The sequence below is a fragment of the Methanohalophilus mahii DSM 5219 genome (genome assembly GCF_000025865.1).
Taxonomy (GTDB): domain Archaea; phylum Halobacteriota; class Methanosarcinia; order Methanosarcinales; family Methanosarcinaceae; genus Methanohalophilus; species Methanohalophilus mahii.
Window position 1 is genome coordinate 1,211,262 of the sequence record NC_014002.1, and the last position, 14,614, is coordinate 1,225,875.

General features: G+C 41.5%; 16 protein-coding genes. 7 read left to right on the forward strand and 9 right to left on the reverse strand.

What is annotated here, in order from left to right; all coding sequences use genetic code 11:
• Position 1 precedes the first annotated feature (1 nt).
• Positions 2-862: a PHP domain-containing protein gene (locus MMAH_RS05920; RefSeq protein WP_013037631.1), complete on the reverse strand. Its 861-nt coding sequence runs from the start codon at positions 860-862 to the stop codon at positions 2-4.
• 317 nt (positions 863-1,179) lie between these two features.
• Between MMAH_RS05920 and MMAH_RS10600 the strand changes: the two genes are divergently transcribed.
• Positions 1,180-1,317, forward strand: a complete 138-nt coding sequence (locus MMAH_RS10600; RefSeq protein WP_013037632.1) for a hypothetical protein — start codon at positions 1,180-1,182, stop codon at positions 1,315-1,317.
• 245 nt (positions 1,318-1,562) lie between these two features.
• Here MMAH_RS10600 and MMAH_RS05925 read toward each other — a convergent pair whose 3' ends face one another.
• The 4 genes from MMAH_RS05925 to MMAH_RS05940 all read right to left on the reverse strand — a co-directional run bounded on the left by MMAH_RS05925 (position 1,563) and on the right by MMAH_RS05940 (position 4,312).
• On the reverse strand, positions 1,563-2,363 hold the full coding sequence (locus tag MMAH_RS05925) for an ABC transporter permease (protein WP_013037633.1): 801 nt from the start codon (positions 2,361-2,363) through the stop codon (positions 1,563-1,565).
• Between the two features lie 9 nt (positions 2,364-2,372).
• Positions 2,373-3,005 carry an ABC transporter ATP-binding protein gene (locus MMAH_RS05930; RefSeq protein WP_013037634.1) on the reverse strand — a complete coding sequence of 211 codons (633 nt, stop codon included), beginning with the start codon at positions 3,003-3,005 and terminating at the stop codon, positions 2,373-2,375.
• A 228-nt stretch (positions 3,006-3,233) separates the two neighbouring features.
• Positions 3,234-3,944, reverse strand: coding sequence for a DNA/RNA nuclease SfsA (sfsA, locus tag MMAH_RS05935; RefSeq protein ID WP_013037635.1), 711 nt, complete (start codon positions 3,942-3,944; stop codon positions 3,234-3,236).
• A 26-nt stretch (positions 3,945-3,970) separates the two neighbouring features.
• Positions 3,971-4,312 (reverse strand): DUF5518 domain-containing protein, encoded by a 342-nt coding sequence (locus tag MMAH_RS05940; RefSeq protein ID WP_013037636.1) that lies wholly within the window; start codon positions 4,310-4,312, stop codon positions 3,971-3,973.
• Positions 4,313-4,441: 129 nt separating this feature from the next.
• Between MMAH_RS05940 and MMAH_RS05945 the strand changes: the two genes are divergently transcribed.
• The 5 genes from MMAH_RS05945 to MMAH_RS05965 all read left to right on the forward strand — a co-directional run bounded on the left by MMAH_RS05945 (position 4,442) and on the right by MMAH_RS05965 (position 10,038).
• Positions 4,442-5,206 (forward strand): metallophosphoesterase, encoded by a 765-nt coding sequence (locus MMAH_RS05945; protein ID WP_048902156.1) that lies wholly within the window; start codon positions 4,442-4,444, stop codon positions 5,204-5,206.
• 285 nt (positions 5,207-5,491) lie between these two features.
• On the forward strand, positions 5,492-5,998 hold the full coding sequence (locus tag MMAH_RS05950) for a DUF367 family protein (RefSeq protein ID WP_013037638.1): 507 nt from the start codon (positions 5,492-5,494) through the stop codon (positions 5,996-5,998).
• A 14-nt stretch (positions 5,999-6,012) separates the two neighbouring features.
• Positions 6,013-6,465, forward strand: coding sequence for a TIGR00725 family protein (locus MMAH_RS05955; protein WP_013037639.1), 453 nt, complete (start codon positions 6,013-6,015; stop codon positions 6,463-6,465).
• A gap of 104 nt (positions 6,466-6,569) precedes the next feature.
• Positions 6,570-8,783, forward strand: coding sequence for a DNA topoisomerase I (locus tag MMAH_RS05960; protein WP_013037640.1), 2,214 nt, complete (start codon positions 6,570-6,572; stop codon positions 8,781-8,783).
• Between the two features lie 13 nt (positions 8,784-8,796).
• Positions 8,797-10,038 (forward strand): MBL fold metallo-hydrolase, encoded by a 1,242-nt coding sequence (locus MMAH_RS05965; protein WP_013037641.1) that lies wholly within the window; start codon positions 8,797-8,799, stop codon positions 10,036-10,038.
• Here MMAH_RS05965 and mobA read toward each other — a convergent pair.
• Complete coding sequence (mobA, locus tag MMAH_RS05970; RefSeq protein WP_013037642.1) at positions 10,025-10,684, reverse strand: molybdenum cofactor guanylyltransferase; 660 nt, start codon at positions 10,682-10,684, stop codon at positions 10,025-10,027. The two genes, MMAH_RS05965 and mobA, sit on opposite strands and share 14 nt — an antisense overlap.
• 42 nt (positions 10,685-10,726) lie before the next feature.
• Between mobA and MMAH_RS05975 the strand changes: the two genes are divergently transcribed.
• Positions 10,727-11,278, forward strand: a complete 552-nt coding sequence (locus MMAH_RS05975; protein ID WP_013037643.1) for a ferredoxin domain-containing protein — start codon at positions 10,727-10,729, stop codon at positions 11,276-11,278.
• 3 nt (positions 11,279-11,281) lie between these two features.
• On the opposite strand, the gene MMAH_RS05980 is transcribed toward MMAH_RS05975, so the two are convergent.
• From MMAH_RS05980 to MMAH_RS05990, 3 genes are read right to left on the reverse strand one after another with little or no spacing between them, the layout of a single operon-like run.
• Entirely contained in the window at positions 11,282-13,264 is a 1,983-nt protein-coding gene (locus tag MMAH_RS05980) for a DUF460 domain-containing protein (protein ID WP_013037644.1), read from the reverse strand.
• 20 nt (positions 13,265-13,284) lie between these two features.
• A complete protein-coding gene (locus MMAH_RS05985; protein ID WP_013037645.1) occupies positions 13,285-14,190 on the reverse strand; it encodes a serine/threonine-protein kinase RIO2 in 906 nt (301 codons plus the stop codon).
• 27 nt (positions 14,191-14,217) lie between these two features.
• Positions 14,218-14,610, reverse strand: coding sequence for a DUF2111 domain-containing protein (locus MMAH_RS05990; protein ID WP_013037646.1), 393 nt, complete (start codon positions 14,608-14,610; stop codon positions 14,218-14,220).
• Positions 14,611-14,614 lie beyond the last annotated feature (4 nt).

The following is a 14,614-nucleotide window of genomic DNA, read 5'->3' on the forward strand; positions in this document are numbered from 1 at the left end:
TTTATGGAATACAGGAAAGCAGTGGCCTTACCTGCACACTCTGTAACACTTTCTCCTGATCATAACCAAATCCATAAGAATAATACCGACCAAGAGGACATCTACCTTTATGACCCGGTCCATGATAATCCGAACCACCTGTTTTTAAAAGACCATATCGATCAGCTATTGAATTCATAATAGACACATTAACCATGCTGCTTTGACCGTAAAATGTTTCAAAGCCATCAATACCCATATCGACCATATCTGAAGCAATTTTCAAAAGGCTATCAACCTGACCATGTTCTCCAAGTGTTCTCAAAAGATGAGCACAGACTGCTTTACCACCTGCTTTTTGTATTATGGAAATAGCATCTTTAACAGGCATCGAAGAAGTACCCACAACACAGGGGGAATCCGAACTTAACCATTCATTATGAAAATCAAACGCTGAAACCTCCCTGTTTGTTACCGCTTTTGCAATATCATGTGTGGTAACAATACCTTTTGAACAGGAAAGGGAAGATACATCGACTTCCCAACCATGCTTTCCCAGAAGAGAGGACATCGTTTTTGCCCTCCCAAGCCTTTCACCCGACATCTTTGCAAGCACAGTTTTTAATTTAGTATCTTTAACATCAATGCCCATACCTAGTATATGAAAATCCATTCCCGCATATCTGGTTGTCAATTCCACTCCCGGAATTAATTCAACACCATATCTTGACTTAGTGTCACCAATAGAAAGAACACCATCCAGCGTATCATGGTCTGTAAGACAGATATATTTCAGTCCCACTTCAGCAGCTTCCTTAACCAGATCCTCAGGTGAAAGTGTACCATCAGAATAGAAAGAGTGTGTATGCATATCAATAATCATATTTTACCCCTTATAGAATCAAATCTTCCCAGAACTCAGATAAACTCATAATCCATATATAATTTGTGGCACATTTAAATATAGAAGACAATTAATATATACTTAATGTTACCTGGCTTTGTAGAAATCCTCATGAGAATACAAATGTAACCACATAGAACACAGTGTTCAAAGAGTGTCTTCGTTTTTTCTGTTTTCTCTGTGTTTTCTACGTGAAGTATAAATTTTCTACAAATTCAAATTTATGGAAAGTCATAAATAGTGTTTAAACCGAAACATACTGCTGCATAAGAGAAATGCAACGAAGGTATTTGATAATGGCAATGTCGAAAAAGGATTTAGACAGAAAAAAAGGTGCAAAGAGAGAAAAACTGGCAAAACTGGAAGAATTAGCATCCAGCGGCGACAAAGATGCCAAAAAGAAACTTGCCAAGGAAAAAAGGAAAGGAAAATAACTTCCTTTCACTTTGTTGATGTAAAATGATTAATTTACAATAGATCCTTCAAAAAGTTTGTCGCCGTGTAAACATTCCCGACCCGGAAGTATATTGCGTTATACGCAGAGCTTCCATAATTTCTTCTTTTGTTGCTCCTTTATTCATTGACCCTATTGCAGGGCCCTGTACCCCATTAATAATATAGACAGGACAAATTCTATTTCAGTAATTATTCAAATGAGGAATTCTACAGAGCCTGTTGATTATACTTTTTTAATATCTTCGACCATCAAATCATAATCATCAAAGCCTTTCTCCACGACTACAACCACACAAACCAGAACACCCAACACAGTAGTTACAAAAATAGCTACCATGATAGTTATCTGGTATTTGATGGCCAATATGGGATTTACACCCCCCAATATCTGACCGGTCATCATACCCGGAAGGAATACTATACCCATAGTTGCCATATTAGCAAGAGTCGGTTTTAGGGAGGATAGAATGCTCCTTTGCATATAGGGAAACAGGGCTTCTTTCCTGGATGCACCAACACAAAGCCTGTACAGGTAACGTTGCTCATTGTTCTTTACATCATGATAAAAATCATTCAATGCAACAATATTTGCACGCAGGGAGTTGCCCATAAGCATGCCTGCAATGGGTATGAAGTAGCGTGCCTCAAAGATATCATCAAGTTTTATGATAAAACCGGTAAAATAAAACAGAACCAGTATGTTTGCAATGGAAAAAAGGATTAGCATTGTGGGAAGAAAAGGGCCCGTCTTGAAATCCGTTCCTTCGAGTATGGTATATGTCGCAAAGAACAGCATTACAAATACCCACAAAACGTTAATAAGTGGATTATTGATATCAAAAACTACGGTAAGTAGAAGACCTATCAGGAATAACTGGAAAGACATCCGGGATACGATAATGATACTTTTCTTTATGATACCCAATTTGAAATAATAACTTACCAGGAAGGGTAGAATGAGCAACAAGGCGCAGAATATGAATCCAGAGATACCGATGTTTTGAATTACGTTCATTTCTGCCATCTACCCACCTCATATGTTTGGAATATCTACAAAACGCAAACCTTCCCTTTCCCACTGGGGATCGTGTGAAATAACAATTACTGTTAATGAAGGATCATTGACAAAATAGTCAACTACCTTTGATTTTAATGAAGAATCGAGAGAAGAAGTGGGTTCATCAAGCAAAAACACATCTCTTTCCAGAAGTAGAGACAGAATGAGTACAATACGCTGTTTTTCCCCTCCGGAGAGGGATTTGAATTCTTTTTTGAGAATGGAAGCATCAAGTTCAAACCATTCAAGCAATCTTTGCATTTTTTCAAAAGACGGAGAAAAGCCAACCGCATTATAGGAAAATATTGTGTCAAAAAACTCTTCTACACTATCTCTTCCAACATCAACATTCTGGGGAACATAGGCTACTTTTGTACGCACAACAGAAACAGAATTACCCGTAACCGGCAAATTCTCAAAATAAACATCCCCGCCAGAAGGGCGCATCAATCCCAGAAGACACATGAAAAGGGTGGATTTACCGGTCCCCGACTTTCCTCTGATTAGAAGTTTTTCACCTTCTTTTATTGTAAGGTTGAAATTCTCCAGAACCTTCTGATGCGAATGAATAATGCTAAGATCCCTGAATTCAATAATGTTTTTATCCATAGACACCAGCAGATTCCAATTCCATATAGTGAAAAGTAGATGAGTAAACACCATATTTATGGTTTATCATACATAAAATATATACTCATAATTGGTATATACATAATCAGATTCAAATCGGTAATTAATCCTGTATGCACTTATTATTGGGTTTATTGAAAAGGATATACAATAAAGACATAACCAATTTTTATCCACCCTGGCATTATAGATGCTTCAAGTTTCATGTTAATGAAGGATTCTTTCAAAATAAAGATTCCCTGCCCGATAGGTAAACTGAAGTGGATAAAAATCTACTCCTGCCTCCTTGGCCTTTTGATATGACCCGTAGAATCCCGGGTCCATTAGCCGGTTGGGGGAGAAATATTTTGCATCAGGCCTGAAAACCAGAAATAAAACCGCTGCATGATCCCCATTCTTCTTTGCCAGTATAAGTTCATCAAGGTGACGTTTACCCCTTGTTGTAGGAGCATCCGGAAAAAGGGCTACTTCATCCCTAATAAATGTACAACCTTTAATCTCCACCCAAATACGTTTATTCCCTTTGAAAACAAGAAAATCCAGTCTGCTGTCACCAAGTTTTTGCTCAGGCAAGATTGAATCCACCTGCCCCAGAGGACTAATATCAGGTTCCGATAATACCCATTCAGCAATCTTGCGATGATATGCAGAATTCACAAGTACCCATTCATTATCCTTTCTTGCAGCAATGAGATCCCACTCTGTTTTGCGACCAGGATTTGTAGCCTTTTTCACCAGTAACCGGTTTCCCCTGTAAAGCAGATATACCAGCCTTCCGGGGTCGTGTACATGAACCGCCACATTTTGCATATCAGGTAACAGAATATCTACAATAGCAACAAATCGATTGGGACGACTGACAAAGACGGCTTCAGCATCCCAACCAATATACATTACTTGTTTTTCTGATTCAGGCATATAAATACCAATAAACCCGGTAGTCCTTAATCAGCCAGCAGTCCACCGAGCACTGCACCAATAATACCAATTATACCGGTATGCAACATAATCAGGAAGAACATGCCTGCACCCAGTCCTGTAACAATTGCCATCAAACCCGGAATATTATGAAAAAGTGAACCCACAAAGCCTGCCAGAATAAAACCGGGAATTACCATCAATATGAACATTAATATGCCTACTAAAAGGCCATCCCATGCAGAGCGCACCTCAGAATAAGCTCCTGCAAAGCCGCCTATAAATGGAGAAAGCATATTTACAAACGGAACTAAATAAAGCACAAATGTAACTATCAAGCCTATTACGGCACCTTTGATCAAACCCATTTTTTGTCTCCATAAATATGAGTCCATATCAACCAGAATTAATTTAAATATTCCTCTACAGAAATCTTGAATCGAGTGGATATGAACCGGAACAAACAATTTCAGGCCAATCTAACACATGCGAGAAACTTGTTCAGGGAAGAAGATGCAGTAATAAGAATAGACGAACTTCCCACAATGATAATCGGGGATTTGCATGGAGATCTTGAAGCCCTGACAATGGTAATTTCAATCAAAGAAAAGTTAGAGCCTGCAAATATAATATTTCTGGGAGATTATGTGGACCGCGGAAGAAATTCGGTAGAAGTCCTTTCAAGATTGTTGGAATTAAAGATTGCCTCACCGAAAAATGTCTTTCTCCTGAGGGGGAACCATGAAACAAAGCAGATGAACGAGAAAAGTGGATTCCTTGATGAGCTGAAAGATAGTGACCTGTTCAATTTCGCTAATATCGTGTTTGAAGAAATGCCCGTGGCAGCTGTAATAAATAAAAAAATATTCTGTGTCCACGGCGGTATTGAGGACATCAGGAAAACAACAGCAATCACAAAACAAAATTCCTTTAATTATCTCTGGAATGACCCCTCAGGGATACAGGGCCTGAACTTCTCCATACGAGGAAGAGACATACGGACCTTTGGCCCCGACATTGTGGAAGGATTTCTGCGCCTTAATGACCTGCAAATGATTATTCGTGCCCATAGTTCACTGGATACAGGATATAGATGGTGGTTTGGAAATAAATTACTTTCAATACATTCCACACTGAATAACCATGGCACGCCTGCAAAGGGTGCTGTATGCCTTATTGAAAAGGATCAACTGGACATATACACATATGGAAAAACTGGTGATGATACAGGGATCATTGACAAAATCAGGCATGATTTTTGATTGAAAAACACCCTGGCATCCGAAAAACCCTGATTATGCTAAATAGACATCCCAAATATGCAAAAAAGGAAATGGAATTATACAAAGTATTCGCCGTTAACATTTAAATAATAGAACAACCTCATTTTATAGAGGGACAGATCAGAAAGTCTGCCCGCCCCCGGCACACCCGGGAGCAAAATATCATACAACCACCTTTGTTGATTCTGGCCGGCACGAAACCGGCCGGATCACAAGCTTTTTTTGAACAAATAATATGTATCATTAATGAATTATATTGCCTGAATGAAAGATTTCAGGCTCCATATTTATCATGCGCGGCAATGTGACCCCAAAAAATGCACAGGCAAAAGACTCAAAAAATTTGATCTTGTCCGATTGCATGAAAAAATACATTCACTCCCGAAGGGATCCATCCTACTGGACCCAATGGCAGAAAAATCTCTTTCACCTGCAGACAGTAAGATTTCAGACATGATTGTCCTTGACTGTTCCTGGAATACCGTGGAAGAAATTTTTCCTAAACTGTTGCGCCGCAAGTTACAGCACCGTGCATTGCCCTATCTGCTAGCTTCAAATCCGGTGAATTTTGGCAAACCTTTTAAATTGAATTCTGCAGAAGCTTTTGCCGCAGCTTTGTATATTCTGGGAAATAAAGATCAGGCAGAAAAAATCCTGTCAAAGTTTCGATGGGGGCATACTTTCCTGGAACTTAACAGAGAACCTCTTGAAGATTACAGTAAAGCAAACAATAGTGAGGACATAATACAAATCCAGAATGAATACATCTGAGGCGGAGACAAAACATGGAGATACAGATTGGAGTTATAGGGACCGGATCCTGCGACAGTGAAATCGACAGCCTTGCAGAAGAGGTTGGAAGAGAGATTGCAAAAAGAGGAGCATGCCTTCTTTGTGGTGGCATGGAAGGTGTTATGGAAGCTGCCTGCAGGGGATGTAAAGAAGAAGGTGGCAAAACGGTTGGAATACTTCCCGGATCATCTGCAAATGAAGCAAATCCTTATGTTGACATCGCCATAGTAACGGACATGGGACACGCAAGAAATGCAATCATTGCATCTTCATGTGATGTGGTTATAGCAGTCGGCGGGGAATATGGTACATTATCAGAAATCGCATTGTCTCTTAAAAACTGCAAACCGGTCATCAGACTTTGTTCAAGGTGGAATATTGAAGGAACAATCCCTGCCCGTTCGGCAAAAGAAGCGGTAGATATGGCCTTTGAACAAATAAATTGAGAATATATGATTAATATTTGTTGAAAGATACATTTATATGTAATGACTCTTTTGACAGAAATATTTATAGATAATAGAAAAAACAACTTATAACCTGATTCTCAATGCACCTGATAATAGCCGAAAAACAAATTGCAGCAAGACGAATTGCATCTATTCTCAGTCCAAAAAAGCCGCAGAAAAAAAGGATTAGCGGTATTGACTCCTATGAATTTGGGAACGATGAAAAAACCATAGTTATCGGGCTTAGTGGACATATCGTCCAGCTCGATTTCCCTCCCGCATATAATAACTGGCAAAAGGTTGAAGCAAAAGAACTCGTAGATGCAGAACTTATTATTACACCTACCCACGCAAAAATAGTGAGCGCCCTGAAAAAACTTGGCAAAAAAGCAACAAAAGTTACCATTGCCACTGACTACGACAGAGAAGGTGAACTTATTGGTGTTGAAGCTCTCAATATCGTAAAAGGAGTAAATGAAAGCATTGAATATGAAAGGGCAGTATACAGTGCAATCACACCTGCAGCTATTAAGGAAGCATTCGAAAACACTACAAAAATCGATTTCAATCTCGCAGATGCAGGACATTCCAGACAGGTGATTGATCTGGTATGGGGAGCCAGTCTCACACGTTTTATTTCCCTGGCATCCAGAAGACTGGGCAAGCAATTCCTATCAGTTGGACGTGTACAGTCGCCAACCCTTGCCCTCATTGTGGACAGAGAAAAAGAGAGAGAAGCCTTTGTACCAACGCCTTACTGGGAAATATATGTGGACCTGTCAAAAAACGGAGAAATTTTCAAGATCAGGCATAAGAATACCCGTTTCTGGGAAAAGGAAGAAGCAAACAGAGTATTTAGACTTATCGGCAATGAAGCGCTGGTATCCTCCCTGGAAACTTCCACTAAAGAAGACAAGCCACCCACACCGTTCAATACAACTGAATTCATAAGGGCTGCCAACTCGATTGGGTTTACCCCGGCCAATGCCATGAGAATAGCAGAATCCCTCTATACCAACGGTTATATTTCATACCCCAGGACCGATAATACTGTTTATCCTTCAACAATTGACCTGAGGGAACAGATAGAAATGTTCTCTAAAGGCCATTTCAGTGAATATGCAAAAAAGCTGTTGGCAAAAAAAGAACTCAAACCCACAAAGGGAAAGAAGGAAACTACAGACCATCCGCCAATCTTCCCTGCATCAGTTGCAAAGAAAGCCCAGCTTAAGGAAGATGAATGGAAACTGTATGAACTTGTAGTCAGGCGTTTCTTTGCCACGTTTGCCGAAAATGCAGAATGGGAAACCATGAAAGTCAGGTTTGATATCAATGAAGAGGAATTCAGGGCAAATGGCTCCCGGCTTGTAAAGCCAGGATGGAGATGGTATTACCCCTACAATGCTCCTGAAGATCGATTGATCCCTGCTCTGGAAGAAGGGGAGATACTTCCTGTTAATGATAAAGAAATACTTGATAAGGAAACAAACCCGCCGGGCAGATATGGTCAGGGAAGACTCATTAAAATGATGGAAGACATGGCTTTGGGAACAAAAGCCACACGTCATGAGATTATAAGCAAACTTTACTCAAGAGCATACGTGCATGGCAATCCTCTCCAGCCGACCCAGACTGCATATGCAGTGGTAGAAGGTCTGGAAAATTATGCTCCCACTATTACCAGACCAGATATGACCAGTAGCCTTGAAGAAGACATGGACCGCATTGCAGAAGGTAATACATCTGAAGAGAATGTACTGCAGCAATCCAGGGACATGCTGACAGATGTCTTTAAGGAACTGGAGGATAACCGTGAGAAAATATCCGAATCCCTCAGGGAAGGCCTGAGGAAAGACAAGATCATAGGCAAATGTCCGGATTGTGGTTGTGACCTGATAGTACGCCGCTCACGCCGGGGTTCAAGATTTATTGGATGCGAAGGATACCCTGACTGCACATTCTCCCTGCCCCTCCCAAAAAGCGGACATATCCTTGTTACCGACAAGACATGTGATAAGCACAGCCTGTACCATATAAAAGTAAAGGGCCAGAAGAAGAGAGCATGGGATCTGGGGTGTCCCTACTGTAATTACCTCGAATGGAAAGAAGAACAAAAGAAAGAAAAAGCTGCAACTCCGCGACCGGAAAAGATCAGTGATATTCCGGGAATCGGAAAAGTTACCGAAGAAAAGCTAAATTCTGCAGGCATTTCAACTGTCGATGAACTTGAAAATTCAGATGCAAACGAAATTTCAAAAACTACAAATATACCTCTGGGTAAAATAATCCGATGGCAGGAAGCAGTTGCATATTAAGGGGGAGAAAACCATGCTTATTGATTTTAAAGGGGGTTGCAGGGAGGTAGGACGATCTGCAATTCTGGTTAATGAAGATATCCTGATAGATTACGGCATCAAACCGGGAGAAAGACCCGACTATCCTGTAGATGGCATATTTCCGAAAAGCATTTTTGTCTCCCACGGCCATCTTGACCATTGCGGAGCGGTTCCCAACCTCATGGACCTGAGTCCCGAGGTGTACATGACACATATGACCTCTAGGTTTACTGAAATCCTGGGCAGGGACACACTCAAAATATCAGAAAGAAGAGGATTACCCGAACCTTATGATGAAGGAGATTTGCAGAAACTTTCCCAGATCACAAGAAGAAAGCACTTTGGAGAAGAGGTCAGGACAAACGACTATCTTGCCAGGATCTATAGTGCAGGGCACATACCGGGTGCATCATCGATATACCTCGAGGATAAAAAAGGGGAAAGCCTGCTTTATACCGGTGATATAAGTACCGATGATTCAAGACTTGTATCAAAAGCTGACACAATGCCTGATGCAGATATATTGATTACAGAAAGTACCTACTTCGGAGAAGACCACCCACCCCGACAGGAAATAGAGAAAGCATTTATTGAGTCTATTTTTGATACAATTGATATCGGGGGTACGGTCATAATCCCTGCTTTTGCCATTGGGCGGACACAGGAAATTATGATGTTACTCCATTCGGAAAAGATACCGTGTTTTGTGGACGGCATGGGAGTGGCAATGACAGATGAGATGTTGAACCATCCGGAATATCTAAAAGATCCAAAAAAACTGGAACAGGCATTTGGTTTTGCTACTATTGTAAAGGGAAACAAGAGAAGTAAAATTCCTCTGGAAGGTTCGGTCATAGTAACAACTGCTGGAATGCTTAATGGCGGTCCTGTACTCTATTATCTGGACAAGAAAGCTGACGACCCGAAAACAAAAGTAATGCTTACAGGATACCAAGTCGAAGGGACAAATGGCAGACTTGCTCTTGACAGTGGTTTTCTTGAAATAAAAGACCGGATACAACATCTCAGGTGCAAACTGGAGCAATACGATTTTTCGGCCCATTGCGGGGATAAAGAGTTAAAAGGACTTGTAAGGGACTTTTGCGACAGGGGAACTGAAACAGTGTACACAATGCATGGGGATGATGCGGAAGGGTTCGCACAATGGATACGGGAGGAGATCGGTGTTGAGGCGTATGCCCCTGCAACCGGTGAAACCCTCATGACCCGGTGAAATCATTCCTTACTGCCCGGAGGTCATCCAGGGTATTAATATTTTGGAGGCAGGCAAGGGATGGATCTATTTTTTCAATTTCCGCTATATCCACTTCAACCATGTCATTCATTTCAAATACGGGTGACAGAATGAAATACCTGTTATCCCGCATCGATTTTTCAATGAGGGGAATCAGCAGGCAAGTCCGGTAAACTGCACAAAGGGGCTCATAACTGCCGTTTTTTCTTTTTATGAGAGCACAATCGTGGCCTTGGGACCTTGAGAAGAGCAATTCAACTATTTTCGGGTCAGGAAAGGGCATATCACAGGCTGTGACAAAAATATATTCATAGGAGGCAGTTTTTAGTCCTGCCAGTATGCCTGCAAGGGGGCCTACACCTTCATACTCGTCAAAAGCTGTCGGTAATTCTCCAGTAAGCCGAGCAAGCAAATTGTACTGGTGCTTATCCCGCAGGGATATTATTATTTCATCTACAAGCGGCTCAAGTGTATTGATTATCCGGCTGATTACAGGCGTCCCTTCAATCTCTATCAGGGCCTTTTCTTTATAACCAAAACGCTTTCCTTTCCCTCCTGCAAGTATCAGGGCCGAACGTGGCATAGTGCCAACAATCCCGGCATTGAATATTACACTTTCGCGCAATATCCGAAACAATTAAAGACCAGTATTATCAATCCATTATGCATGGAACAAAATCCGGAAAAAAAAGAAGTAGCAGAAATGGCCAGGATAGTATTAGCAGCAGCCAGAACTGCTCCAAAGGGCAAGGGAATTGATGATATAGTAACTGCCCTGGCCGATAGGAAAGATATGGAAGATATCGCGACCGAGATGGAAAAGATCGCTGATGAAAAGGGTGATGGATTCCAGTTCCTGAAAAGGGATGCAGCAAATGTCAGACAGGCGGATGCCTTTATAGCTATAGGAGTAAAACATTCCGAGCCACTTAAATTGAACTGTGCTGCCTGCGGCTTTGCAACATGTGCAGATATGAAATCTCAAAAACGGACAGAAGGAGATTATGCGGGTCCTAACTGTGCTTTCAAGAACATAGATCTCGGTATTGCTATTGGATCTGCTGTGGCCAAAGCAAAAGACCTGTGCATAGATAACCGCATTATGTACTCGGCAGGAAGTGCTGCACGTTCCCTGGGATTGATTGAAGCGGATGTCGTTCTGGGCATTCCATTAAGTGTTTCAGGCAAGAACCCTTTCTTTGACAGGAAATGGCCCTGAACATCAGGTTATACCACGACGACGTTCACTGCGATACTCGTCCACAAGGGATTTTAATTTCTCTTCCTCTTTTTCCTTTTTCCAGTGATCAGCTTTGCCAAACCAGTTTTCAATTGCATTTTTCAGAACTTCAGGAGATACAACTGCAAAATCACCCTCTTTTTGTATTTCCAGGTCTTCAAGTACTGGAATACTTTTTTCAAAAAATACCTCTTTTGCCGCATAAGATATTCCTGCAGGCACAATAAGCGCCGTAGGGGAATAATCGGCAAGCAGGCCAGCAGTTGAAGCACTCCCCCCACTGGGGTCTTGGAAATAAACGACATCTCCTTTTTTTAGGCCATATATATCTGCTACATTCAAGATGGCTTCACGACTAAAGGAGGAAATAACCTTCACAGGAATGCCTTCACCCCTGCTTTCCATCTTTTTAATACTTTTAAGACGTTTTACCTGAGCCTTAGAATCATGAAGCCTATTATTCAGACGTTTGATATCCTTTTTAAGGTTTGCAATTTTCTTATTACGGATTGAAATCTCTTTTTCCTTCTGTAGTTTAATGCGTTCAGTTTCACGCATTTGCCGAATTTTTGATTCAAGATTGGAGATTGTACTATCCCTTGACCTGCGTTGGTCAATGAGCTCTTTCACATATTCCTGTAATTCAGCAATCTCCAGGTCCCTGCGTTTGAGCTTTTCTGTCATTTTACGATAGGTTTCATCATCAATCCCGCCAGAAAGGGAGTCAGAGGTTTCTGCTACGCTTTTTTGGGCCTTAGTTGGTTGTTTCTTTTCTTTCAAAGAATTAATGGCCTCTTCTATGGATGAACCTTTGATGACTTCGACTTTTATTTTATCGATATCCATGTAAGGAGGAGACTTGCTTTCAATCTTCAGGAAAAGTTGTCTGTATTTTTTGTAAGCTGATATGGCAGCGGAAAGAGAATCCCTTTCATGGTCATTGGAGTAACCATGAGGTTTTGCCAGTTCAATCTTTTCTTCCGATGGAATGGGCCCACCGGGAGAATAACTGACAGCACTGAAACTGCGTCTTATTTTTTCCACTGCTGCAGGCATCGGGTATACATCAGTCGCCACTATTGCTGGTTTACCGTATTCAGAAATAAGTTTCACCACTTCATCATGGGAAATACCCCGATAGCTGGCACAATGCAGAACATCACCTTCAAGGGAAAGTATGGAGAGACCAACAGTCGTGCCCGGATCAACACCTACGATAGTAGACTTACGTTCCTTGCTTTTCAAAGGTATGTACTGTATCTTATCCCTCACAAGACTCCTGACATTTACCTGCACATCTGAACCGGATGAGGAATGGATAGGTACATCGCACTTGCGTGCATTAACAGTAAATTCACACCTAACATAACCTCCAAAGCCCTTGACTACTTTACTTGTGTAATTGAAGTTGCGCTCCTTTGATGCCTCTTTAAGTATCGACTCTATCTCACGGCTTTTAACTTTCACAGCTCCGTGAACTTTACGCCGGTAACGATTCTGACTCCACCCTCCCCTGCCAAGAGAACGCGCCCTGCTTACCTTTATCTTCGTTTTATCCTCAAAAAGGGATACTTCCACTCCTACTCCCATTTCAGCCAGTCTTGCACAGGCTTCTGCTTCATCACCGGGATCACGGGGATTTATTGAAATATCATACTTATGGGCAAGAAAGGGCAGGGAAACCTGTTTCAATCCACCTGTGACCTGTACGAGTTTCACACCAGAGGGGAGTCTTTCCAGGAAATGAATCAGTTCCTTCTTATCTTTTGCCAGTTCATAGATATTGTCTACAGCTATAATCATGGGATGATCATCTTTTATCATCCTGAAAATTCGATGCATTTTCAGCATCGAATGCCTGTAAACCGAACCGTCTTTAAGGATAGCAACTGCATAACGTGGAACCTGACCGGAACGTGGCGACCCCCGGGCAACGTCTATACCATAAATGGCATTTGATGTCATTATCTATATTTTTGTCTGTATTAATCTTTAATATTGTCGGTACTGGATATTATCTGCTCATATAATGCGTCAACATCCCTTTTTAGGTTATATTTTTTCTTGAAATGAGCAGCTATGTTCGAAATGTCACGCCTGAGGAACTCCTCTGCATGAGGATGAGAGAGGGTTACATACTGAGGCCAATCGATAATCTGCACACCTTCGGGATTGACAAAAACATTGTACGCACTAAGGTCGGCATGAATTACATTATGGCAATAGATTTTTTCGATCTGCTCTATTATCATATCAAAAAATATTTCGGGATCTTGAAGCCTGACCTTGAACAAAAGTTCTCCTTTTGCAGGTTCCATTACTATGGCATGCCTGTTACTGTCTATGGGTTTGGGAATGCTTATATCAGGATACAGACGGGAAATTACTTCGTACTCACGTCCTGCTGCAAGTCGGGCGGCATATATCCAGGAAAAGTGTTCCCTATTAACCAGGTGTCCACGCAACCTTTTAACATCCTTGAAACTGGTGCGCCCTTCCCTGTGGAATTTGACTATCACTGTTTCCGGATCACCGATGGGCAATTCAGGTTCTTTCATACCCTCATGAACAACCGATTCCTTACCCACACCGATTTCATCCCCAAGTGCACAGATACTACCCCGTTTTACCAGTGCATTGATAGCCAGAGCATCATAACCATTGAAATACAGCCTGTAACCTTCATAAGGCTGTGTTGTGGCCACAACAAGCTCTTTTTCGATCAATTCACCTAACAGATAGGCCAGGTTCTGCTGGTCGATACGTGTATATTTCACAAGTTCATCAAAAGGCACCCATTCATGATCTTGCATGCCTACTTCAATACCTGTAAGAATACGAAAGTCCCTGGAGGTTATATCAGGAAATAACCTGAGTACATCGGCAATCATTGTATCACAAAATAAAAAAAAAGATAATTAAGTGTGCCTTTTTCTGGCTTCTTCCACTTCATCTATTATACCAGGGTATTCCCTGAAAACAGAAAGGATATCCAGAGCTGCCACAAGGTCCACAACCCCTAGTGCACCGACAATTTCTCCATCAGGGGTCTTTATTGGAGTTACTGCAACCGCCTTTCCTTTATATACGCCTTCTTTTGGGACTGTGCGAATGGTGGTCTTTTCCTCCAGGACTTTTTCAAGTATAGGACCTGTGTAATCCCAATCTACAACTTCCCCTTTTTCCATTCGGATACCTTTACCATTGACACTGCGAATGGTAGTCGGAATGCCCAGAAGAGAGTGAACCGCAGATGCAATTGGCTCCAGGTCCTCTGCAGTAGAGTCTTTACATATTTTCAAGCATATCATAATT